18 protein-coding genes and 1 pseudogene are annotated in these 23715 nt (G+C 71.4%); 14 read left to right on the top strand and 5 right to left on the bottom strand.

From position 1 onward, the window contains the following. Positions 1-117 precede the first annotated feature (117 nt). From Pla133_RS26585 to Pla133_RS19535, 9 genes and pseudogenes are all read left to right on the top strand, one after another. A complete protein-coding gene (locus Pla133_RS26585; protein ID WP_419191746.1) occupies positions 118-537 on the top strand; it encodes a hypothetical protein in 420 nt (139 codons plus the stop codon). A gap of 108 nt (positions 538-645) precedes the next feature. Then, positions 646-1170 (top strand): annotated as a pseudogene (locus tag Pla133_RS26580) (eCIS core domain-containing protein); the annotation flags it as partial. Positions 1171-1560: 390 nt separating this feature from the next. Beyond that, the gene (locus tag Pla133_RS26575) at positions 1561-2211 is read left to right on the top strand and encodes a hypothetical protein (protein ID WP_419192483.1); all 651 of its coding nucleotides are present in this window, start codon (positions 1561-1563) and stop codon (positions 2209-2211) included. Positions 2212-2469: 258 nt separating this feature from the next. Further along, positions 2470-4134 carry a B12-binding domain-containing radical SAM protein gene (locus tag Pla133_RS19560; RefSeq protein WP_145068353.1) on the top strand — a complete coding sequence of 555 codons (1665 nt, stop codon included), beginning with the start codon at positions 2470-2472 and terminating at the stop codon, positions 4132-4134. Positions 4135-4319: 185 nt separating this feature from the next. Next, entirely contained in the window at positions 4320-5345 is a 1026-nt protein-coding gene (locus Pla133_RS19555) for a bifunctional heptose 7-phosphate kinase/heptose 1-phosphate adenyltransferase (protein ID WP_145068351.1), read from the top strand. Continuing rightward, on the top strand, positions 5342-5857 hold the full coding sequence (locus Pla133_RS19550) for an adenylyltransferase/cytidyltransferase family protein (RefSeq protein ID WP_145068349.1): 516 nt from the start codon (positions 5342-5344) through the stop codon (positions 5855-5857). Before Pla133_RS19555 ends, Pla133_RS19550 begins: the two co-directional genes overlap by 4 nt. Then, positions 5854-6693, top strand: coding sequence for a sulfite exporter TauE/SafE family protein (locus tag Pla133_RS19545; RefSeq protein WP_145068347.1), 840 nt, complete (start codon positions 5854-5856; stop codon positions 6691-6693). Before Pla133_RS19550 ends, Pla133_RS19545 begins: the two co-directional genes overlap by 4 nt. Before the next feature lie 213 nt (positions 6694-6906). After that, on the top strand, positions 6907-9621 hold the full coding sequence (locus Pla133_RS19540) for an FG-GAP repeat domain-containing protein (protein ID WP_419191745.1): 2715 nt from the start codon (positions 6907-6909) through the stop codon (positions 9619-9621). A gap of 385 nt (positions 9622-10006) precedes the next feature. Next, entirely contained in the window at positions 10007-11455 is a 1449-nt protein-coding gene (locus Pla133_RS19535; protein ID WP_419195406.1) for an alpha/beta fold hydrolase, read from the top strand. Positions 11456-11673: 218 nt separating this feature from the next. Here the strand turns inward: Pla133_RS19535 and Pla133_RS19530 are convergent, their stop codons facing one another. Then, positions 11674-12987, bottom strand: a complete 1314-nt coding sequence (locus tag Pla133_RS19530; RefSeq protein WP_145068340.1) for a Glu/Leu/Phe/Val family dehydrogenase — start codon at positions 12985-12987, stop codon at positions 11674-11676. Positions 12988-12995: 8 nt separating this feature from the next. Further along, on the bottom strand, positions 12996-14282 hold the full coding sequence (locus tag Pla133_RS19525; protein ID WP_145068338.1) for a Glu/Leu/Phe/Val family dehydrogenase: 1287 nt from the start codon (positions 14280-14282) through the stop codon (positions 12996-12998). 382 nt (positions 14283-14664) lie between these two features. On the opposite strand from Pla133_RS19525, the gene Pla133_RS19520 reads away from it, so the two are divergent. From Pla133_RS19520 to Pla133_RS19510, 3 genes are read left to right on the top strand one after another with little or no spacing between them, the layout of a single operon-like run. Further along, positions 14665-15510, top strand: coding sequence for a lipopolysaccharide kinase InaA family protein (locus Pla133_RS19520; protein WP_145068336.1), 846 nt, complete (start codon positions 14665-14667; stop codon positions 15508-15510). After that, on the top strand, positions 15507-16529 hold the full coding sequence (locus Pla133_RS19515; RefSeq protein ID WP_145068334.1) for a glycosyltransferase family 9 protein: 1023 nt from the start codon (positions 15507-15509) through the stop codon (positions 16527-16529). The genes Pla133_RS19520 and Pla133_RS19515 overlap by 4 nt, the downstream gene beginning before the upstream one ends. Next, positions 16526-17620 carry a glycosyltransferase family 9 protein gene (locus Pla133_RS19510; RefSeq protein ID WP_419191744.1) on the top strand — a complete coding sequence of 365 codons (1095 nt, stop codon included), beginning with the start codon at positions 16526-16528 and terminating at the stop codon, positions 17618-17620. Before Pla133_RS19515 ends, Pla133_RS19510 begins: the two co-directional genes overlap by 4 nt. Positions 17621-17675: 55 nt before the next feature. Here Pla133_RS19510 and Pla133_RS19505 read toward each other — a convergent pair whose 3' ends face one another. Next, positions 17676-18785 (bottom strand): lactonase family protein, encoded by a 1110-nt coding sequence (locus Pla133_RS19505; protein WP_419191743.1) that lies wholly within the window; start codon positions 18783-18785, stop codon positions 17676-17678. 147 nt (positions 18786-18932) lie between these two features. On the opposite strand from Pla133_RS19505, the gene Pla133_RS19500 reads away from it, so the two are divergent. Together Pla133_RS19500 and Pla133_RS19495 are read left to right on the top strand one after the other, a co-directional pair. Continuing rightward, positions 18933-20537, top strand: a complete 1605-nt coding sequence (locus Pla133_RS19500; protein WP_145068327.1) for a sigma-54 interaction domain-containing protein — start codon at positions 18933-18935, stop codon at positions 20535-20537. Between the two features lie 206 nt (positions 20538-20743). After that, positions 20744-21565, top strand: a complete 822-nt coding sequence (locus tag Pla133_RS19495; protein WP_145068325.1) for an enoyl-CoA hydratase-related protein — start codon at positions 20744-20746, stop codon at positions 21563-21565. 23 nt (positions 21566-21588) lie between these two features. On the opposite strand, the gene Pla133_RS19490 is transcribed toward Pla133_RS19495, so the two are convergent. Next, positions 21589-22347, bottom strand: coding sequence for a hypothetical protein (locus tag Pla133_RS19490; RefSeq protein WP_145068323.1), 759 nt, complete (start codon positions 22345-22347; stop codon positions 21589-21591). 43 nt (positions 22348-22390) lie between these two features. Then, on the bottom strand, positions 22391-23650 hold the full coding sequence (locus Pla133_RS19485; protein ID WP_145068321.1) for a hypothetical protein: 1260 nt from the start codon (positions 23648-23650) through the stop codon (positions 22391-22393). Positions 23651-23715 lie beyond the last annotated feature (65 nt).

Below are 23715 nucleotides of genomic sequence, written 5' to 3'. Positions count from 1 at the left end.
GCGAGTGCTCCCGCGGAGACGTCTGCACCGGCGGCTGCGAAAGCCCCAGCACCTGCAGGTGCCCCGGCAGTGGCGCAGGGGAGCACGGAACCCAGCACCGCTGGCGCGCCTCCGGCCGTGAGCGCCAATGCGGGTGCCGGCGGAGGTGCTACCAGCGCCAGCGCCCCGCCGCCGGACCTCGCCGGGGACCCTCTGGCGGTGCTCGCGCAGCAACTGGCGCCCGACCCGGACCAGGAGCCCCTCGACTACCAGAAGCAGAACCTGTGGGCCGAGGTCTACCGCCTCGGTCAGTGGTTCCCGGGTGACGCGACCAGTGAACGCCGCTGGGTGTCAACGACCGGAACGACGGAGGCCTGGTACGACACCATGGCCCAGTCGCTCTTGAACAACATCCTTGTCCTGCCGTTGATCGTCCTCGCCCTACTCGGCGTGCTGCTGACGCTGCAGAGGCTCCACAAGCTGTCGGAGGCCCTGGAGCGGACCCAACGTTCCCTGGACGCGGTGCGCGAACAGATGGCGATCCCGGAGCGGCGATGAGCCGGCGAACTGTGCACCAGGAGCGCGCCCCCGGGCGCGGTCGGGGACTCCTCTCACCCATCGCATCAACGACTTGAACGGCGATCCTTGAGCAACCGCAATCCACCGATGGAACGAGTGAGTCGTCGAGAGGACACGGCCAGGACGCGCGCGGTGGTCGCCGTACCGCGCCATGCCGCGGCCAGGGTGGGGCGGTCCACGATCGGATCGCCCGTCGAATCCCCACCAACTCGTCCGGGGTGGGGCCTGGTCGAGACTCCACTCGCGGCGCCGGCGCAGCGCCGATCGAATGGCGCGCGGGCGGATCGACAGGGGAGCGCGCCGGACGGCGCCGGGCCCCGGTCCGAGGGCGCCGCGGGAGAGGCCGTGCGACGCGGCCTGCGCGGGATGGACGATCCCCGGCAACGGGCGAATCGAACCGGTCTGCCGGGCCCGCTTCTGCAGCGCATGGAGCAGACCTTGGGGCACGACCTGTCTCAGATCCGCGTCTATCCGAACTCCCCCGCGGCCCCCGCGATGGGGGCGCTGGCCTTTACGCGCGGCGCGAACCTGCACTTCGCACCGGGCATGTACCGCCCGCACACACCGGGGGGCAGGGCGCTCATCGGTCACGAAGCGGCTCACTTCGTCCAGCAGGCTCGAGGGCGAGTCCGCCCGAACGGCCGGGTCAACGGCGTGCCGATCAACGACGACCCGGGCCTCGAGCGGGAAGCCGATGCGCTCGGGGCGCGACTCGCGAGTCAGCCCAGCTCGTCACTCCCATCCGGGCGCGAGCTCGAGTGCTCGGTGCCCGGTCCCGGCGCGAGCCAGTCGAAGCGAGAGGCTCTGTCGCACTGCAGGGCGATCGCGGCGGACTGGGCCGCGAGCGAGAGACCGTCTACCGACTACTCGGGAACTCCCATTCAACGCTTCCCGTGGTCGGCCGTGAAGTTCGTTGGACTGGTAGCGGGGGGCGCGCTCGTGGGGGGGGCGACGGCGGTTGGCGCCACGGTCGGCGCGGGAATCGGCGCGGGATTGGGCGCCGTGCTCTACGGCGCCAACTACTTCTACGGCCACGACCGACCCTACAAATACGGCGATTCGGTCAGGAACGAGTATCGCAACTGGAGCGAAGATCAGCGGACGGACATGCAGATCGGCGATCCCGCTCACAATCTTCGCGCGCGACACAACCGAGGCGCGCCGCTGGTTCACGGGCTGGGCAGCAAACCGCCTCCGTACAGCGGTCTGTTCAAAGCGGTCAAGGGCGCCGAAGACGACCGGTCCGTAGCGAGGCGACTGCTGGAGGGCACGGCCCATGGCCTTGCCACCCTCGACCAGCGCAGTACGGCGATCATGATGGAGGCCATCGTGGGCCTGGCCGAGCAGTGGCGGAAGAAGGGCGCGCCTTGGATCTTCCGCGCGGACCTGCGCATGGTCGAGGCAGGCAAGATCGATCTCGAGGCGATCCCCACCTACTTCAAGTTCGTCTCGTCGGCAAAGGAGGGACGCCAACAGGTGGGGCGTCTGCGCGCCGTAAGGGAGGGCCGGCTCCAGTTCGGCCAACTGCCCGCCGCGGATCAAGCCCTCTTCCCCTACCTCTCCGACGACGACTCGGACGACCTCCAGTACGAGTCCGACGAAGAGATCGAGGCGGCGCACCACATGAAGGGCCAGCGCCACTTCTACACTTGACCGCCACGGGCCGGATCGAGCGGCCTGAGGGTCGGCTCTCGCGGGAGCCCGCGAGGGGACGCTTCACGCCCGGGACGACCGGCGCCGGACTCGCGAAGGCCGGGGGCGAGGGCCCCGAGCTCGGTCGAGTGCCGCGTCGTCCGACCGAACTGCGAGAGCAGGCGCGGGGGCTGAACTTCGCTGCTGCGGAGCCTGGGCCCTGACCCGCGCCGCCGAGGGGCGTAGACTGCTGCCCCGGCCGCAGCGTCGGATCACCCAATGCGCGTCCTCTTCGTCTACCCGAACCTCTACACCCAGATGGGGTTCAACCACGGCCTGGCGTCCCTTTCGGCCAGCTTGAAGGCGGCCGGGCACGAGACGCGGCTGGTGAACCTGAACGAGAACCTGCCGCCGGTGCCGTCGGACGACGAGCTCTGGGATCTGGTCTGCGACTGGCAGCCGGGCCTGATCGGCTTCTCCTGCCTGACCCAGCAGTACGCGGAGGGCCTGCGCCTGGCGCGCCTGTTGCGCGAGCGCGCGGCGGCGCAGAGCGTCCTGCTCCCGCCCCTGGTCGTCGGCGGCATCCACCCTTCGATGGTGCCGGCCGAGGTCATGGCCGACGGAGTCTGGGACCACGTGGGCGTGGGGGAGTGCGAGGACAGCCTGGTCGAGCTGGCGCGGCGCGTGGAGGCGGGGGAGTCCCCCGACGACGTGCGCAACTTCCTTTCCTGGAAGGGCGGCGTGCGCCCGACCGGCGGGGCGCCCGAGCCCGAGGCCTGGGTCCACAACCCGGTGGGCGAGTTCCCCGACCTCGAGACCCTGCCGATGCCCGACTACGGGCTGTTCGACACGGCTCGCATCACGGCTCAGAAGCACGGTTGGTTCGGGCTGATGACGTCGCGCGGTTGTCCCTACCGCTGTACCTACTGCCTGAACCACAAGATCATCGATCGCTACCGGGCCGAGCTCGGGCGACCGGTGCCGCGGCTGAACTTCTTCCGCTTCCGCCCGCCGGGGCTGATGGTGGAGGAGATCCGCTGGGTGCTCGAGCAGTACCCGGACGTGGGCACCTTCATCCTCGACGACGACCTGTTCACCCAGAACCCCGACCACGCCATCGCCTTCTGCGAGGCCTACGTGGCGGCGGGCTTCGACGTCCCCTTCGTGGTCAACAGCCACGTCAAGCAGCTCGATCCGCGCGTGGCGCAGGCTCTGGCCAAGGCCGGTTGCCGCATCCTCAAGCTCGGCATCGAGGCCGGCGCGGTGCGCGTGCGCAAGGAAGTGCTCAAGCGCAACATGTCCGACGCGGACATCCTGGAGACGATCAAGAGCGCCGAGGGCTTCGGCCTGCACACGAGCGGCTTCGTGATGACCGGCCTGCCGGGGGAGACGCGCGAGGAGCGCTGGGCCACGGTCGAGCTGCTCGCGGCGTCGGGCATCGGGCGCTTTCGCACCTCGCTGTTCTTCCCCTTCCCGGGTACCGAGAGCTATCGCCTGAGCTTGGAGGGCGGCTACATCGACGCCGACAAGGTGGCGAGCCTGACCGACTTCACCAGCTCCTCGGCCCTGGACTTCGGCGCGGACGAGAACCTGTTCATCGACAAGCTCGCGACCTGCATGCCCTGGTTCGTGAACAGCCGCATGGCGGGCAATCCCGCCGCCGCGCGCTACGCGCCCCTGGTCGAGCGGGTCCTCGCGCTGGACGCGCGTCAGTGGGAGGCCTTCAAACCCAGCGTGCGCGAGGTCGACTCCGAGCACTCCAAGGCCGCTACCGCCGCCCAGGAGCTGCACTACGCCATCCGCTACAACGCGTTCATGGGCGTGCGCTCCGACTTCTTCCTGGCGGAGGAGCACGGCATCGAGTGGCTCACCGCCGCCGCCAAGCCCGTCCCCGAGCGCCTGCGGGAGCTGGCCCTGGCCGCCGCCGCCAACGAGGTCTGCTGACGACGCGCCCGTGAGGCGTTCGTACGGTGCCCGTTCGTACGGTGCCAGGCACAAAACCGCCGCCTAACGCCGTGCGGCCCCGGCGCCAAAGGCGCCGGGGCCGCACGGCGTTGGGCGGCGGTTTTGTGCCTGGCAACGTACGAACGCCTCACGGGGCACCCGCACCGTCCTAGAATCTGCGACCGATGAGCCAAGACCTCCCCGATCTGCGCGGTCTGCGCGTGGGCGTGCTCGGCGACGGGATCGTCGACCACTACATCGAGGCCGCGCCGGCGCGGCTTTCGCGGGAGGCGCCGGTGATGGTCCTGCGCCACCGTTGCGAAGAGCTGCGCCCCGGCGGCGCGGCCAACGTGGCGCGCAACGTCGTGGCCCTCGGCGCCCGCTGCGCCCTGTTCGGCGTGGTTGGCGACGACCTCTACGGCCGCGCGCTGCAAGAGCAACTCGGCGCCATCGGCGTCGACATCCAGGGCGTCGTGGCCGCCGCCGGACACACGACCCCGACCAAGACGCGCGTGCTCGCCGGCGAGGCCCACCGCATGCCCCAGCAGGTCCTGCGGATCGACCGCGAGCCCGACGCCGCTCCTCCGCCCGAGGCCCTGACGCGGCTGGCGGGGATCCTCGAGCGCGCCAGCGCCGGTCTCGACGCCCTGATCGTCTCGGACTACGGCTACGGCGGACTGGGCCCGGCGACCCTCGACCTGGCCGGGCGCCTGGCCGCGCGCGGTGTGCCGGTGGTGGTCGATCCGCGCCGGCGCCCGGACCTGGTCGCCGGGCCCACCGCGCTGACTCCCAACCTCGACGAGCTGGCCGGCTTCCACGGCTGTACCCCGGAGGCCCTGGCCGATCCCGGACGCCTGGCCCGCGCGGGGCGCGACGTGCTCGCTCGCTCGGGGGCGCGCTGGCTCTTGGCGACCCTGGGCAATCGCGGCATGGCCCTGTTCGGTAAGGCTGGCGAGGCCTGGACCGTGGCGGCGGCCGGCAGCGACGACGTGGTCGACGTCAGCGGCGCGGGGGACACCGCCGCCGCGACCTTCGCCCTGGCGCTGGCCGCCGGCCGCGACGCGCCCTGGGCCATGGCCCTGGCCAACGCGGCCGCGGGCCTGGTGGTGATGGAGCGCGGCACCGCGGTCTGCGACGCGCGGGCCCTGTCAGCCGCCCTGGTCGGCGCCCCACAGGCGATCGACGCCCGGCCGGAGTTGATCCGCGAATGAGCGCCGAACTCGATCCGGCTGCCGTGCCCGGCGCGCGCGAGCGCGTCGTCGACCTGCAAGCGGCCCGCGCGCGCGTGGCGCACTGGCGCGCCGCGGGGGAGCGCGTCGTGCTCGCCAACGGCTGCTTCGAGCTGTTGCACGTCGGGCACCTGCGCTACCTCTGCGCCGCGCGCGCCCAGGGCGAGCGCCTGGTGGTCGCGCTCAACTCCGACGAATCCGTGCGCCGGTTGAAGGGCGCCGGCCGGCCGTTGACGCCCTGGACCGAGCGCGCCGAGTTGCTCGCGTCCCTGGTCTGCGTCGACCTGGTGCTGCCCTTCGAGGACGATACCCTCGAAGCCACCCTGCGCGCCCTGCGGCCGGACGTCCACGCCAAGGGCACCGACTACACCGCGGAGACCGTCCCCGAACGCCACGTGGACGCGGAGCTCGGCATCGCCATTGCCATCTGCGGCGACCCCAAGGACCACGCGACGACCGAGATCGTGGCGCGCCTGGCCGAGGGCGGCGCTTGAGCGAGGGCGAGCGCGACGCCGCGCTGCACGATCCTGCGGGCGGACCCTCCAAGCTCTGGCTGACTCCGGCGGCGGCGGCGATCGCCGTGCTCGGCTCGATGGCGGGCATCGGCGGCGGGCTGTTCACCGGGCCGCTGCTCGCCATCGTGTACGGCTTCGCCCTGCGGCGCGCGGTGGCGACGGCCCTGGGCGTGGTGCTGGTCAACGCGCTCCTCTCCACGGCCACCGAGATGGCCAACCCCGATGGGCGGATCCTGTGGGGCGTCGCTGCGGCGATGGCCGCGGGTGCGCTGCTCGGCGCGCAGATCGGCATCCACGTCGCACGCCGCTTGGACGAGCGCCGCCTGCGCCAGGTCTTCGTCGTCGTGCTGGCCCTGGCCGGGACGCGCGTGGTGGTGGACGCTTGCTCCAACGGAGCCTCGGTCGCCGAGGGCAGTGGAGCCATCGCTCCGATCGGCTACGCGATCGCCCTGATCGCCGGTCTGCTCGGCGGCACGGCCTCGCCGGTGCTCGGCATCGGGGGCGGCCTGGTGATGGTGCCGACCGTCTACCTGCTCCTGCCCGGCGCGGGCTTCGCCGAGGCACGGGCCTGCTCCCTGGCCGTGATCGTCGTGACCGCCGCGCGCTCCCTCTGGCTGCACGCGCGCGACGGACGCGTGTCGTGGGCCTGCGTCGCCTGGCTGGCTCCAGGGGCGGCCCTCGGCGGAGTGGTCGGCGCGCGCCTGGTACACCGCGACGGGCTGGACCTCGTGGGGCAGGTGATCCTCGGCCTGGTGCTGTGGCTCGTGGCGGTCCTGTTCACGATCCAGTTGCGCCGGTCGAGACGGACGGCCTAGCCCCCCTCGCGCCGGCTGGGACGCGCTATGGCTCCCGGAGGCTCCCGAGCGGTGGCGTCCCGACAGCGAACGCTGGCGGCAAGAGCCGTTTCCGGATTGGACCGTGGAGATCGACCGAGGACCTCCAGGGCTCGTGGAGCGGGGTTGGAACGGATCTTGCTCGGCGACGATTGGCCCCACCAATCTCCGCAATCCCCACTCATTCCGATCTCCATGCTCGAACGCAGTCTTCTCGCCTGTGGCCTCGCGCCCCTCCTGCTTGCGCAGCAACTCCCAGTCGCAACGGCGCAACAGTCCGCCTCCGCTGTGGCCCTCGACGCCGCCGTCGCAGGCTCCGACGAGTCCTTCTTCCCACGTCTCTCGTTGCAGGGCACGACCGTCGTCGGCGAGCCCTTCTCGCTGACGGTCCGCAACGCCGGACCGTCGAACCTGGGTCTGGTCGCCTGGTCGATCGCCCAACAGCCGGTCTTCTCGCCGGCGCTGCAGGGGATCCTCTACCCCGGTGCGCCGCTCTTCGTGGAGGGCTTCACCGTCGGTGGCGCTCTCGACGCCGAGGGCCTGCTCGCGACTGCGGTCCTGCCCCAAGGCCTGAGCGGCATCACCGTCACGGCCCAGGCGGCCACGTTCAGCATTCTGGCGCCGGGCTTCTTCCGGCTCACGGACGCGCTCGAACTGCGGTTCGGCCCCGCGCCCCGCTCGCGCGCCGCGGTGGGGTCCGTCGCGTACGGGATGGGACTGGGCAGCGGGACCTCGACGATCGAGGACGCGTTCTTCACCGACATCGATGGCGACGGCACGATCGACGTCGTTGCGACTCCCACGGACGCGGCCGCGATCCAGCTGCCGTCGAAGCGACTGGGCACTGGCGACGGTGGCTTCGGGCCATCGGAGCTGGTGGGCTTCATCAACGCCGAGCGCATCCGGGTCGGTGACCTCACCTCGGACGGTGAGCCGGACCTGGTCACCTTCGACGTCGGCGGATCCGAGATCCTGGTCTACGACAACGTGAACGCGTTCCTGCCGGGGTTGTACGCGGCCTCCCTGCCCGCGGGGACCGGGCTGCGCGACGCGCAGGTGGTCGACTTCGACAACGACGGGGACCTGGACGTGGTCGCCTTCTCGTTCAGCCCGCCCGAGCTGGTCGTGCACCGCAACGAGGGAGCGGCGGTCTTCAACACCCTGCCCCCGGTCGCGGTGCCCTTCGGCAACAACGCCTTCCTCGACGACGGCTTCGGGTTCGCGATCGCCGACTTCGACAGCGACGGGATCGTGGACTACGCCCTGGCCAACGGCCTCGGCGAGCTCCGCATCATGAAGGGGACCACCTCGGGGGTCGGGGGGCTGTTGAACTCCGTGGCCCTCAGCGGTGGCGGCATCGAGACCGGCCTGACCGCCATCGACCTGCTCCAGAACGGCGACATGTCCCTGGCCGTGGCCAAGGGCGACGCCCAGGTCGGGCCCTACTCGTACACGATCCTGGTGGGCGACGGGACCGGCGCCTTCACCTTCGACCACACCCTCTCGGCGCCTCGGCCGGTGGGTGCCATCCGCGCCGGGGACGTGGAGGGGGACGGCGACCTGGACCTGATCCTCGCGGTCTCCGGCGCCGACCTCTTCACCGACGCCTACTTCGTCGAGCACAACTTCAACAGCCACTTCCCCAGCTCCTTCTCGCCGCCGCGGCCGATCCCCTTGGGCAGCCCGGCCGTGGCGCTCGAGTTGCTCGACGGCGACGCCGACGGGGACCTCGACTTCTACGCGGCCTCCGGCTCGTCGGGCGAAGCGACGGTGGTGCAGTGGATCGCCGGGAGCGGTTTCGCCACGCCCCTGGACTTCCCCCTCGCCGGGCCCGCGGACAGCGTGCGCCTGACGGACGTGGACGGCGACGGGGCCCTCGATGCCCTGGTTCGCAACTCCCTCAGCGGAGAGGTCTGGATCCACCACGGCAACGGCGATCGGACCTTCGGGGCCGGCACCCTCGCCTTCGTGGACCAAGCCAGCCAGGTTTGGGACGTGTTCGACCTGGACGGCAACGGCGTGGACGAGATCGTGATCGCCCCCGACCAGTCGCCGAGCAGCTCGAAGCTGGTCGTCTACCGCAACGTGAGCGGGGTCTACGAGCGTATGTCGGTCTTCGGCGCGACCATCGTGGGCCGGCCCTACGCCCTGGCGGTGGGGCAGTTCTTCGGCGGCTCTCCGGAGTCCCTCGACATCGCGGTGGTCTCGGTCCGTGACGTGTCCGGGAGCTACAGGCTCTACGTCAACCTGTTCTCCAACGATGACGACGACCTGATCTCGAGCAACCAGCTCTTCCTGCTCCCCGTCACGCAGTTCGCGAACCTGGAGGTCTTCACGTCACCCGCGGGAATGGCGGTCTCGGACGTCGACGGTGACGGGCTAGACGAAGTCCTGGCGACGTCGTCCGACCTGCCCGGTGCCGACGGACTGTTGGTCGGCGCGATCAGTCTCTTCGAGGCCAACTCGATCGCGGTCTCCGTCGGCGGTCGCGCCGTGGGGGCGGCACCCCGCAGCGACCTCGACCTCGACGGCCTGGCCAACGAGGTCCTGCTGGCCAGTCAGGGTGCGATGTTCGTCCGCTACTACGAACCGCAGAACGGGTCGATTGCGAGCGCCGCCGAGAGCCAGTTCAGCCTGACCTCGCCGACGACCGAGCGGCTGCTCTTGGGCGAGCTCGGCAGGAGCGACTACGCCGACGCGGTGGCCCTCGGCTCCCAGGGCATCGTGACCCTGGCGAGCGGCAGCGGCGGCGCGACCTCCCTGGCGCTGCGCGACCCCGTTCGCGCGCAGTTCGGTGGACAGATCACCGACCTGACCCTCGGCGACCTGGACGGCGACGGCGTCGACGAGATCGTCGCCATCCACTACGGCATCGACCAGCGCCTGGTGGTCTCCACGGCCGGCGAGTAGGGCTCCCGGCTCGTTCGGCAGTCACGGACGCGGGAGTGCATTGGCTCCCGCGTCCCGTCGCGCGATTCACCGGCGAGCGCACGGGGCCAGCCTGCGGACCTCGCCGCAGACTGCGAATTCGATCGATCGGCCCCCCCTCGGAGGGGCGTACGATCGGCCGCAGGAGGTTCGGAGGATGCAGTGGAGCGCATGGACCGGGGCGCGGCAGGTCGAAGCAGGCGCGGCATCCCCGAGGTCGCGGGCTTGGCCGGGAGCAGGAGGAGTCCTTCTTGCTCTGGTCCTGGTTGCCGCCCTCGCGCTCACGAGCTGTGGCAGTACCCAGACCGCGCTGATCGATCTGCGCTTCCCGGGCCGGGGCGAGCTGACCGAACTCGACGGCCGAACCGTGAGCTGGTCCCACGGCGGAGGAGGCCCCACGGAAGTCGTCTTCGTGCACGGCAACCCGGGGTCGATCGACGACTTCGTCCGCGTCCAGGAGTTGCTGCCCGCCGACCGCTTCCGATGGGTTGCCTTCGACCGGCCAGGCCACGGCCAGTCGCCTCGTTTCGACGACTCCTCGGTGGAGGCTCAGCTGGAGTTGCTGGGCAGGGTCATTCGCTCGCGAGGCATGTCGAATCCGGTACTCGTGGGCCACTCGTGGGGCGGTGGACTGGCCCTGCTGTATGCCCGCGAGCATCCCGACCAGGTGGCCGGAATCGTGCTCGTGGGCTCCGAGGCCGCACCGGACGCGAAGCTCCAGGACTGGGTCCCGGCCGCCTACACGGTGCCTGGTGTCGGGTGGTTCATCAGCGAGCTGCTCCCCTTGCCGCTGATCAACCCGGCGGTGGCCGCCTTCGACCTGTGCGGAGCTTTCGCGCCAGCCAGTGACGTCGGGTACGCCGGCTACAGCGCCAGCCGAGCGGCCTGGCGCTTCGCGCGCACGTCGCAGATTCGAGCCATGGTCCGGGACGAGCGGGCGATGTTCGAGGCCCTCAAGGCGATGTGGGACGAGGGGCTCGGCCCTCTACCGCCGGCTGTCGTCCTGTACGGCGGCGAGGACGAGACGGTCGTTCCGGCGCGTCACAGTCAGGTGCTCGTGCCGGCCCTCGGGGATCGGGTGCGCGAGATCGTCCACGCTGGAGAGGGCCACATGCAGGTGGTCACCCAGCCCCTCGCGGTCGCGGAGTCGATTCGGATGGTGGCCGACCGCGCGCAGCTCGGCCATTGGCCCGATTCGGACCGATACTCGACCCGGGAAGTCCCGGCCCCGCGCAGCGAGTCGAATCCCCTGACCCGCTACTTCGGGAACCGACTGGATGACACCCTCGACATGTTTCCCTCGTCTGTCGCCGTCGGACCCGGCCTCTTCGTCGGCGCGCGGGCGACGGCGTTCGCGGGCATCGGCCTTGGGGGAACCTCGGAGGCGGACCGCTACGGCATGAACGCACTGGCGAACCCCGCCGGTGGGGCCCGAAAACCCGGCGCATCCCCGCTGGGCGGGTGGGAGGAGTCGAGCATGGGCCTCGGCCTGCTCTGGGGGCGAGCCGGGGAGAGCAGCTACACCTGGGTCGGTAACGCCTTCGTGCTCGTGCCCATCGCCTACCGGGCGCGTTGGGCTTCCGCGCGCGACGCGAGCTCGCTGACGTGGAGCATGGTCGACTTCGAACTGGTCGGGCTCGCCGACAAGCACGCGCTGAGACCGGAGCTCACGGATGTCCCCTACTCGCCATGGGACGTCGAGGCGGAGCTGCACCTGATCGGCGTCGGTCTTCGGCTCGGCCTGGCACCAATCGAGGTCCTCGACTGGATCGGCGGCTGGTTCTTCCTCGACCTGCAAGGGGACGACGGCGACTGACTGGGGCCATCGTCCTCGAGCCCAGTGGCCTCGTTGCGTGGAGTCCACGCCAGTGCCGCAGGCGCGTCAGCGCCGGAGGATCAGGCGTGGACCCCGCGCATGCTTCGACGCCGTCAGGCGTAGACGCCGCGCGTGCTTCGACGCCGTCAGGCGTCGAGCCCAGAGGTATCGTTGCGTGGAGTCTACGCCTGTGCCGCAGGCGCGCCAGCGCCGGAGGATCAGGCGTAGACGCCGCGCAACGCATCGGCGGCGGACACTCGCTGCACCGCCAGCATGTGCGCCGCCATCCGCATGCGGACGCCGTAGGTGCCCTTGTACTCGACCACGTTGCGCCAGGCTTCGGTCATGAAGCGGCGTTGGCGCTTGACGACCAGGTCCTCGATCCAGGAGTAGCCCTGGCGGTTCTGGACCCACTCGAAGTAGTTCGAGACGACGCTGCCGGCGTTGGCGAGGATGTCGGGCACGACCGGGACGCCGCGCTCGTGCAGGATGCGGTCGGCGCGGGCGGAGACGGGGCCGTGGGCGCCCTCGATGATCAGCTTGGCCTGGACCGAGTTGGCGTTGCGCGAGTTGATCGCGTTGGCCACGGCGCAGGGGATCAGCACGTCGCAGGGCCGCGCCAGGAGCTCTTCGTTGGAGATGCGCTCGCCCTCGACCGGGCAGTCGACGAGGCTGCCGTGGGACAGGCGCCAACTGAGGACCTCGGGGACGTTCAGCCCGTCTTCGTTGTAGATCGCGATCTGCACGTCGGAGATGCCGCAGACGCGGAAGCCCGCTTCGTGCAGCAGTTGGGCCAGGTTGCCACCGACCTTGCCGGCGCCCTGGATGATGATCCGCGGCCGCTTGTCGAAGTCGGCGTCCACCTCGGCGATCGCCAGGCGCAGGATCGTGCGCAGGCCCCGCGCCACGGCGCGCTTGGCGCCGCGGGTCCCGGAGAGGACCTTGGGCTTGCCGGTCACGACCGCGTTCTCGGTGTAGCGGTGGTGGGAGGAGACCGTGTCCATGACCCAGGCCATCACGCCCTCTTCGGCGGCGATGTCGGGCGTCCAGATGTCCCGGTCCGGCCCGATGTAGTCGAGCATCGACGCGGTGTAGCGGCGCACGGCGTGCTCGAGCTCCTTGACGGAGCGGCGCTTGGTGTTGATCCGGATGCCACCGGCGGCGCCCCCGAAGGGCACGTTGAGCACGGCGGACTTCCAGGTCATCCAGGCGGCCAGGGCGCGTAGATCGTCGATCTTGAGCGTCGGCGTGAGGCGGATCGGACCCATGAACGGGCCGAGGCCCTGGTTGTGGAGCACGCGGTAGCCGTCGAAGACCGCGATCGAGCCGTTGTCGAGCTTGACCGGCACAGCGCAGGCCACCTCGCGGTCGGGCTTGCGCAGGATCTCGTAGGCGTCCGGGTTGATACCGAGACGACGGGCGGCCTCGTCGAAGAGGCTCATCATCGTCGCGAACGGCGTCTCCTCGTCGAGGGGAGGCGTCGACGGCAGCAGGTCGTTCTCGCTGCCCAGGCCCTTGTCGAAGTCGAGCATGGGGGGAATCAACCCAGAATGCCGCGCAGCTTGTAGACCTCGGCCACGCGCTCGATCGCCACGATGTAGCTGGCGATTCGCATCGATACGTCGTAGCGGCGCCGCACGCGGTCGACGTCGTTGAAGGCGCTGACCATGGCCTGCTCCAGACGCGAGTTGACGATCTCCTCGGTCCAGAAGTAGCCCATGCGGTCCTGGACCCACTCGAAGTAGGAGACCGTCACACCCCCGGCGTTGGCCAGGATGTCGGGCACCACCAGGACGCCGCGCTCCTCCAGTCGCTTGTCGGCGGCCGCCGTGGTCGGGCCGTTGGCGCCCTCGACGATCAGCTTGGCCTTGACGTCGTCCACGTTGCGCGAGGTGATCTGGTTCTCCGTGGCGCAGGGCACCAGGAGGTCGCAGTCCAACTCGAGGGCCGCCGTACCCTCGATGTGATCGGCCTCGGGGAACTTCTCGAGGGTGCCGTGCTCGCGGATCCAGGTCAGCACCGCGGGCAGGTCGAGGCCCTTGTCGTTGACGATCGCGCCGGAGATGTCGGAGATCGAGATGACCTTGTAGCCCTCGCGGTGCAGCAGCAGCGCGCCGATGCCGCCTACGTTGCCCGAGCCCTGGACCACCGCGCGGGTGTTCTCCGGCCGCATGCCGAGGGTTCGCAGGGCCTCGCGGCAGGTGATCATCACACCGCGCCCGGTAGCCTCCGTGCGACCGAGGCTCCCGCCCAGGCTGAGCGGCTTGCCGGTCACGATGGCGGTGGTCGAGCGACGCACGTGCATGGAGTAGGTATCCATGATCCACGCCATCGTCTGCTCGTTGGTGTTCATGTCCGGCGCCGGCACGTCGCGATCGGGACCGAGGATGTCCATGATCGCGGTGGTGTAGCGGCGGGTCAGGCGCTCGAGCTCGCCCATCGAGAGCTCGCGCGGGTTGACCACGACGCCGCCCTTGGCGCCGCCGAAGGGCACGTTGACCACGGAGCACTTCCAGGTCATCCAGGCAGCCAGGGCGCGAACCTCGTCGAGGTGCACGTCGGGCGCGAAGCGGATGCCTCCCTTGGCGGGGCCGCGCAGGTAGTTGTGCTGGACGCGGTAGCCCTTGAAGACGCGGACCTGACCGCTGTCCATCACGACCGGGATCGAAACGATCAGCTCGCGGTCGGGGGCGCGCAAGACCTCACGAACACCAGGCTCGAGGCCGAGGTGGTCAGCGGCCACATCGAACCGCTCCGCCATGGCGAGGAACGGGTTGAACTCGTCCTGCTGGGAGGCCTGCGAAGCAACGGCGGATCCGGTGGACATATTCGTCTCTCACTCCGTCGCGCGGAGCGAGTGTCGGTCCTGGAGGGTTCTGGGATCTCGGTCTGGCCCGCGTGGCGGGTCCGGCCGGGACGGGGGGGAGGGGGGACGGCGAGCCGCCTGTGGGGGAGCGGGCGGGCCGTCGGTGAAGCTGTCCCTGGGGTCGTGGCGCGGCGGCGTCCGTCGCGCCTTCGATCGGTAAGGGATCAACCGCCTATTCGAGCCCGATCGGCGGGGCGGTGGAACCAATTGCCCGAGAAAAGTCGTCGCGAGGTCCGGGGGGCGGAGCTTGACCGAGGGCCGGCGTGCGGTTGGCATCGCATCCGTGCGAACAGCGGCTGATCCTGTGGCGCGTCCCGGCGCGGTCGTGCGTGTCACCGATGCAATGGTTCGGCGCCTCGGACCGGGTCGCTCGGCGGCCGACCCGCGAGCGCCGCTAGAGGGCGACTTCGATGCCTGGTGGAGCCTCTTCGCCGCCGCCCGTCGCGAGCCCCTGCGCCAGGTACCCGGCCGGCGCACCGACGCCCTGGATTTCGACCTCGGTGGTTCCTCCACGAGCGCGGTGCTCAAGGAGTTCGCCGGGGGTGACCCGGTCGATTGGTGGTTCGAGCGCCTGCGCGGTCGGCCGACCCGCACCCCGGCGGCGCGGGAGTTCGACGCCCTGGCCGCGCTGGGTGCCGCCAACTTTCCGGTCCCGGCTCCGCTGCTGCTGCTGGAAGAGGGGCCAGCCCCCCGTTGGCTGCCGCCGCACCCGGGGCGCGGCCTCCGCAGCGCCGTCCTGCTCGAAGCGGTGGAGATCGTCACCAGCCTCGACCTGGCCCTGGCCGAGGCCGACACGGGGCGGCGCCGGGACCTGCTCCAGCGGCTGGGGCAACTCGTGGCCGACCTGCACGGCGTGGGCTGGTACCACCGCGACCTCTACCTGGGTCACTTCGTCCTGGACCGCAGGGACCGAATCGTGCTGTTGGATCTGGGCCGAGCCCGCCACGAGCGCGAGCCGCGGCGGCGCTGGCTGGTGAAAGACCTGGCGGCGCTCCTGGGTTCCGCGCCGCCGGCGGTCTCGGCCGCAGAGCGCCTGAGGTTCCTCGGGACCTGGCTCGAGCGGGTGCGCGGCAGCGTGCCCCGCTCCGAGCGGCGGCGTTGGGTCCGCGAGGTCCAGGCCAAGGCCCGACGCCTCATGGCCCATCGCCCGCGCCACCACGGGCGGCCGGTCCAGGGAGTCGAGCGATGACCGCCCGGCACCTGGTCATCCGCGCACCCAACTGGGTCGGGGACCTGGTCATGGCCACGCCGATCCTGGCGGCGGCCCTGGCCGATCCGCGCTTCTCGAAGGTCTCGATCGTGCTGCGCGGGCACCTCGCGCCGGTGCTCGAGTCCGGACCCTGGGAGGGTTGTCTGGTTCCGGTCACATCGTCCACCGAGGTCGAGCTGCTGCGTGGGCTCGGGGCCGACTGTGCGCTCTTGCTGAGCAACTCATTCGGCGCGGCCCTCCGTGCCTGGCGCGCGGGGATCGGCATCCGGGCCGGGGCGGCCCTGGGCGGACGCCGGCCCCTGTTGACCCATGCCCTCGTGCCGCCCACGCGCCTGGGCCGTCGCTTTCCGATTCCCACCGCGCACCTCTTGCGCGACGTGGCCGGCCTCATGGGGATCGCGGCCGACGACCTGCACCCGCGCCTTGCGATCTCCGCCGAGCGCGCGGCGACGGCGGCGGCGGCGTTGGAGGAGATCGGTCTGGGGCCGGACGAGCCCTTCGTCGTCTGCTGCCCCGGCGCCGCCTTCGGTGCCGCGAAGCTGTGGCCGGCGGAGCGCTTCGCCCAGGCCCTCGACGCGCTCCACGAACGCCACGGCCTGCGGGCCCTGGTGACGGGCGCGCCCTCGGAGTCGGAGTTGGTCCAGGCCGTGCTCGACGCCTGCCGCCACGATGCCGTCCAGCCCGCGGAGTCCGCGCGCGGCCTGGCCAACCTCGCGGCCTGGATCCGCCGCGCCGAGCTGCTGCTCGTGGGGGACTCCGGGCCGCGCTGGTTCGCCGCCGCCTTCGACGTGCCCTGCGTCAGCGTGATGGGGCCGAACTCGCCGGAGCTGACCGCCACCTCCCTCGAGTGGTGCGAGGTCGTCCGCGTCGAGGGCCTCGAGTGCTCGCCCTGCCTCGAGCGCCGCTGCCCCCTCGGGCACCACCGCTGCATGACCGAGTTGCCGGTGGAACGCGTCCTGTCCGCCGCCGAGGGCCTACTCGCCCGGGCGTCGCTTTGAACGGGATCGCCGGGAGCCCGGACGCGGGCGGGACGATCCTGGTGCGGCTGCCCTCGTGGCTCGGGGACCTGGTCGCGGTCGAGCCGGCCCTGCGCGCCCTGGCTGCGCGGCGCGGGGGGGACGACGGCCGGGGTCTCTCCCTGGCCGCGCCCGCGCACCTCTTGCCCCTGCTCGACGGCTGGCTACCCGGCGCCCGGCGCATCCCGCACCCAGGCCGCGGCGGCGAGCGCGCGGCCGATTGGCGCGGCCACGACGTGGCCCTGCTCCTGACCGGGTCGTTCCGCTCGGCCTGGACCGCCCTGCGGGCCGGGATCCCGCGGCGCGTGGGTTGGGCGCGCGACGGCCGTGGGCTGCTGCTGACCGACGCGATCGCGCCCGCGCGTGAGCTGGGGGCCGTGCCCCTGGGGCTCGGCGTGCGCGGGGCCTGGCCCAGATGGCTGCCGCGATCGGTGACGACCTCGTCGATCGAGTTGGTGTCGCTGCTCGGCGTGTCCACCGCTGATCCCGTGCCCCGCTTGCGTTCGACGGCGACCGTGTCGGAGTCGGTCGCGCTGCGCCTGGCCGCGGCCGGGATCGAGCCCGGCGAACGCCCGGTCGTCGCGAACGTCGGCGGCCGACCGGGGAGCGCCAAGGCCTGGACCGAGGAGGCCTGGATCGCCGCGCTCGCTGCCCTCGATCCCGACCTGCCCCTGGTCCTGGTCGCAGGGCCCGGCGAGGAGGCTGCCTTGGAAGCGGTGGCGTCCGGCCTGACCCGCCGCGCGCGCCCGCCCCTGTGCGCTTGGGGTGAGCGCGCCGCGGACCTGCCCGAGCTCCTGGCTCTGTGCGCTCGCGCCTGCGTGGTGCTCTCGACCGACGCGGGGCCGCGCCACGTGGCCCGCGCGGCCGGTGCGTCGACGGTCGTGCTCTTCGGTCCGACCGACCCGCGCCACACGGCCTGTCCCGGTCCGCCGAGCGTGCACCTGCGCCGGGAGGTCGACTGCGCTCCGTGTCACCTGGAGCTCTGCCCGCGCTCGGGTTCCGACCATCGCCTCTGCACCGCGCTCATCGATCCTCGAGAGGTCGCCGCCGCCGCGCAGTGCCTGATCGGCTAGGGGACCGCGCCCGCCCACGAAGGACGGGCGCGGCCCCCGCGCGGGCCGGTTCACCTCAGCGCACGGCCAGGCCGCTGACGCTCGCGGGCAGGACCGGGCTGCCGCCGGGGATGCCCGTCAGCGAGGCGTCGTCGTTGACCACGTAGTCGCCGAGCACCCCTGCGGCCGCGTCGATGACGTAGAAGAACTTCCCGTCGAGGGTCAGGGCCATGTCCAGGGGGCCCGCCGCGGTGTTGGCGGCCTGGGGGTCGAGCAGGCGCAGCTCACCCTCGAAGCCCACGCGGAAGCTCGAGATCGAGTCGCTGCCGGTGTTGGAGGTGTAGATCGTGCGGCCGTCGGGGCTGGCCACGACCCAGCAGGCCGCCGTCTGGGTGGTGGGGGCCGAGCCCGTCACCGTCTGCAGCTGGCCGAACTCGCCCAGTCGGTAGGTGCTCACGGTCGAGGCCGAATCGGCACCGCCGGCGGCTTCGGAGACGAACAGTTGGTCACGTTGACCGAAGGCGAAACCGAAGGGCGTGGCGCCATTCGAAGTCATCGGCACGACCCGGCGCGCGAGTCCCTGGGGACCCACGGCGAAGCGGTCGATCAGGTTGTTCGCGCGGTGGGTCACGTAGAGGAAGTCGCCGTCCGGCGCGAAGCCGATCTGCGCGGCGGCGGCGTCCAGGGCCGAGAGGCCGGTCACGGACCCCGGGATCGGGACGAGGCTGCCGTCGAAGGTCAGACGAAAGCCGGCGATCGAGTCGCTGCCCGCGTTGAGTGCGTACACCAACCCGTCGTGCTGGGTCAGGCTGACCGGCAGGTCGCCACCCGAGGGCGTCACGCTCGTCAGGGCCAGGCCGTACTCGTCGACGCGGAAGACACTGATCGTGTCCGAGCCGGCGTTGACCGTGAGCAGGAAGCGATCGCTCTGCGCCAGGATCACCCCACCCTGGTTGCCGAGGCCCGCCCCCGTTCCGGTTCCACCGGTCGGCACGAGTCCGACGTAGCTGGCGGCACCGTCGAGGCCGCGATCGAAGATCGCGATCGCGTTGCCGTCGGTGGCGTTGGTCATGGTGTAGATCGCACCCGGAGCGACCGTGGACTGGGCGGTCGCGACGCCGCCCGCGGCGATCGCCGCGACGACGAGGACGGAGGAGCGCAGGTTGTCGAAAACGTTGAGTTGCATGGGGCTGTGTGCCTCGAAGGACTTGGTTGCCTGGGGGGGCGAGTCGAGCGCAAGACGTCGACTCCGAGCACTTCGCAAGGGGCGTGCCAAGTCGAGTGAACGGCGACCGGGGGCCGCAGGAGCGCAAGCCATGGAGATCTCGAGCACGTGAAACGACCGACTTCGTTCGAACGCATGACCGGTCTTCGTGCATCCGCACGAGCCTCGCTCGGACTGCGCGGACGCTCAGCACGTCCCCACGACTTCACCCACGTTCTGCCACTGCTGCTCGAGTTGACGCAGGTCGAGCCCTCGGCGATGGCGAACCTCTTGGCGGAGCGGCTCGGCGATGCGCCCAACATCGCTTTGGTTCGTGTGTGGCAAGCCCCGCGCGACGCCGGAGTCGGGGCGACCTCGCCACTGACGCTCATCGCCGCAGCCGGTGAGTTGGTCCCGGCGGTCGAGACCCACGCACCCGCGTTCGACGGTCGCCTGCGGGGAGGCGCGCGGGGGGAGGCCGTGTTGCGCGCCCTGGGCGAGGACGTCCACGACCGGGGCGAGCTGGACTGGGCGCGCGCCCAGGGACTGCGCGGCTACGCCAGCGCGCCGATGATCGCGAAGGGTCGTTGGGTCGGTGGAGTGGAGCTGTTCACCTGGTCGACGATCGCGCGCGAGGGGCCTGGTTGGTTGCGTGTGCTGGCCGATCGGGTGGCGGTCGCGGTGGTGAGCGTTGCCATGCAGTCCGCAGGGGGCGGCGACGACGCGCGCGGAACGCCGCCGGTCGCCGCCGACCGCGCCACGCCCGGATTGGCGCCGGTCCTCGCGCGGCTGCGTCGAGTGGCCGGCACCGACGCGACGGTGCTCCTGACCGGCGAGTCCGGCGTGGGCAAGGAAGTGCTGGCCGAGGAGCTGCACCGCGCGAGCCATCGAAGCGCGGGCCCGCTCGTCCGCGTCAATTGCGCCAGCATTCCCCGCGAGCTGTTCGAGTCCGAGTTCTTCGGCCACGCCAAGGGCTCCTTCACCGGCGCGGCGCGCGATCGAATCGGTCACTTCGAGGCCGCCGATGGCGGGACGCTGTTCCTGGACGAGGTCGGCGAGCTGCCGATCGACTTGCAGGCCAAGCTCCTGCGTGCGCTGCAGGAATCGCGCGTGGAGCGCGTGGGTGAGAGCGTCTCCCGCCTAGTCGACGTGCGGATCGTGGCCGCCACCAACCGCGACCTGGAGCGGGAGGTCAGCCGGGGCAACTTCCGCGAGGACCTCTACTGGCGCCTGTGCGTCTACCCGATCGAGATCCCTGCCCTGCGGGAGCGTCCACAGGATGTGCCGGTGCTCGCCGCGCGCTTCGTGACCCAGTTGGCAGCGGAGCTCGGCCGACCCGGGGCGCCGATCGGCGAGGCCGGCGCGGCTCGGTTGGTTGCCCACGCCTGGCCCGGCAACGTGCGCGAGCTGCGCCACCGCATCCTGCGCGAGCTGATCGATACCGATGCGGGGGACCTGGAATTCGTCGCGTTGGACTCCGGCGCGCCGCGCCCACCCGCATCGGTCCCCGTGGGCGAGGCGGGCGTGTGGACCAGTGACCAACTGCAGGCCCTGGAGCGCGACAACTTGCTGCGCGCGCTGCGGTTCAGTGGAGGCAAGGTCGCCGGCCCTGGCGGCGCCGCCGAGTTGCTCGGGACCAACTCGAACACCCTCGCTTCACGGCTCCGGCGGCTGGGCCTGGCCGCGGGCGGATCAGCGCAGGGTCCGACCGGACCTGCTGATCCAGGACGCTAGATCGCAGCGGTCGAGGGTCTCGGCGCCGCACGGCTCCGACGGGCGGCCCGATGGAGTTCCGCGACCGACCGAGAAGGTGGCGAGCCCGTCCCCGCTTGGCGACGGTGGAATCAGCCGAACCCTAGCTCCGGCAGCTGGTCTGACTTCGGCCGGGCGCCTAGGCTCTGGGTCCCCGCTCCCCCAACCCGACTGCCAGACCCTCCGCCATGCCTCCCGTCGCCGACGAATTCCCCTCCGACGTTCCCGACCAGCCCGAACTCGTCTCCGTGGTGCGCGAAGGCGATCTCGTGTGGCTGACCATCGAGCGGCCGGACGTGATGAACTGCCTCTCCTTCCCGACGCTGCGGCGTCTGCGGACCCTGTGCGAGGAGCTGCGCGAGGACTTGTCGGTGCGTTGCATCCTGATCACCGGCGCGGGCGAGAAGGCCTTCTGCGCCGGCGCCGATCTGAAGGAGCGCAAGACCATGCCCGCGGAGCGCGTGCCGGACTTCGTGCGCAACATTCGCCGCACGATGGACGACGTGGCGTCCCTGCCCCAGCCGACTATCGCGGTGGTCAACGGCTTCGCCTTCGGCGGGGGTACCGAGCTGCTGCTCGCCTGCGATCTGCGCGTGGCGGCCAGCACGGCCACGTTCGGTCTGACCGAGGTCAGCCTGGCGATCATCCCCGGCGCCGGCGGCACCCAGCGCCTGCCGCGCCTGGTCGGCAAGTCGCGGGCCAAGGACCTGATCCTGACGGGCCGGCGCATCGACGCGGCCGAGGCCGCCGCCATGGGCCTGGTCAATCGCGTGGCCGAGCCGGGTCAGTTGATGGAAGTCGCGCGTGAGGTCGCCGGCTCGATCGCCGCCAACGGCCCGGTCGCCGTGCGCGCGGCCAAGGAAGCGATCGACGTGGGCAGCGAACTGCCCGCGGAGCAGGGTCTCGAGGTCGAGGCGCGCTGCTACGAGAAGACCCTGCCGACCCAGGACCGCCTCGAGGCCCTCGCGGCCTTCGCGGAGAAGCGCAAGCCCGACTTCAAGGGCGCTTGAGCCCGGCGCAGCTCGGCTGGGACTCAGCGACTGACGCTCTGCACGTCCGCGTGGGCCAGTGCCGTCTCGAGTCGCGAAGCCACCCACCAACCGATGGCGGCCACGGACAACGCTTCCAGGAGCGATCCGGCCGATCCGAACCAATCTCCCGCATCGGCCGGACCGACGATCCCGGGCATTGCGCGCAATCCGAACAGGGCGCTCCAGCCCATCAGCGCGCCGCAGCATCCGCGCCAGGTCCAGGTTGCCCAACTCGCTCGCCTCCACAGGCCGGCGGCCGCGATCGCGAAGCCGAGGGCCGGCAGGGCCAGGAGCGACTGGCGCAGGGACGGCAGCAGGATCAGCCCGGGCACCAGAGCCAGGGCCATCGGCGCCACGTCCAAGCCGACTCGCACTAGGGCGCCGTCCGGCTCGTCCTGGCGTCGCTCCACGGCGGGAACGACGGTGAAGGGCACGATCGTGGCCAGGGCTCCGAGCCCGGCCCCGATCAGGAGCAGCGTCCAGGCCAGGTCCAGGTGCCGGGCCAGGAGAGAGGCCGACAGAACCGTGGCGATGGCGAGGGCCGCGACCAATCGACGCATGCGACCCGCGCGACGAACGCGGACGGGACCGGGCGTGCGGCCGGCCAGGACATTCAGGGGACGGGCGGAGCGGCGCTGGTGGGACTGGGGGATCGGCCGCGCGCGCAGGCGCTCGCTCTTGACCGGGCCGCCCGACGTGACCCGCCCCGGGTCCCCATCCGGTGGCGGCGGTCTGCGCGGGACGTCGTCGGTCGTGTCCATCGGTATGACTCTACGCGGGGGCGCTTCGATCCTTCGGCTGCGGTCAGGGGCGCACGATGCGCTCGCGCAGCGCGCGGGACCAGTGGACCGTCAGGTTCGATGGATCCACGAAGAGGGCCTGCAGACCGACCTCGACGCCGAGCAGGTCGGGGTCGTCGGGCACGGCGACCACCAACTCGGCCAGGCCCGTGGAGGGCGCGAGGTCGACCGCGCCGAGGACGACGAACCCGGGTGGCAACTCCGGTCCCGCGGGACACTGGGAGGGCGCACCGGGTGGCGCACCGAACAGGAACCAGGCGCGGATCGGCGCGGCTTGCGGCGGGCCCAGGGCGCGCAGCTTCGGGGTCTGGCCCAGTCGCAGGGCCGGCTGGACGTGTAGGGAATGAGGGCGACGTTCATCGAGCCCCGCGTCCACCGTCCCCGGGAAGCACGCCGCGCCGCCGTCCAGCCCGGGCTCGAAGAAGGCCGAAGCCCCGTCCTGGATCGGGAAGTCGCAGTCGATATCGCCCCAGACGTAGGTCGAGGCGGCCGCGCTCGACAGGTCGATGGCGACCGAGCCTGGCAGAAGGTGGGGGGCGAGCGTGCTGAGCGATGGGTCGACGAAGCCCGGGTCCGCGGTGACCAACCCGCCGGGCAAGCCGTCGAAGCCGTAGAGGTTCGAGTCCAGCAGGTAGTCGTTCGGCCGGTAGCTCGAGAGGTCGAGGTTGCCCGTGCAGCCCGTGCCGTTGGCGTAGAAGATGGTGCGCTCGATGTCGTGGAAGATCTGACCCACAGCGGGGCCGAGATCGAGGATCGCACCAGACGTCGGCAGGGGCGTGGGGCCCAGGCAGGGGCCGTTGCCCGCCAAGAGGCAGTCCTTGATGACGGTCGCGATCAGGTTGCCGTCGGTCACCTCGCAGCGCAGCCCGTTGGTGGCCGCGCCGAGCAGCTCGACCCCCGAGAGGTCGAGGCCGATGGCACTCGCCCCCGGGCTGCCCAGGGCGCGCAGCTCGAGGCCCGTATGGATGCCGCTGAGGTCGCAAGCACGTGCCGAAGCCGCGATCGTCCCCTGGGTCGCGCGCAGGCGCGCCGCGCGACCGACCAGCCGCGTCGAGAGTCCACGCAGGTCCAGGGACAGGAAGGCCCCTTGGTCCACGACCGCGACCAGTCCCACGTTGCCGACGGAGTCGAAGACCACGTCGTCCACGTCGACGGCGAAGTCCAGTCCCTCGCCCTCATCGACGATCGAAAGCCCGTTCTTGCCCCGCACCAGCGCCAGCCCGCGCACCAGTGTGCGGGCCTGGGCCACGCTGCCGCCGCGCACTAGTGTCCTGGATCAGAAATTCGGCGTCACTTCCCTGGCTCCGATCGGCGCTGGCGTCGCCAGCG

The sequence above is a fragment of the Engelhardtia mirabilis genome (assembly GCF_007748095.1).
In the GTDB taxonomy this organism is placed as follows: domain Bacteria; phylum Planctomycetota; class UBA1135; order UBA1135.
This window is presented reverse-complemented; position numbering and strand designations above follow the sequence as displayed.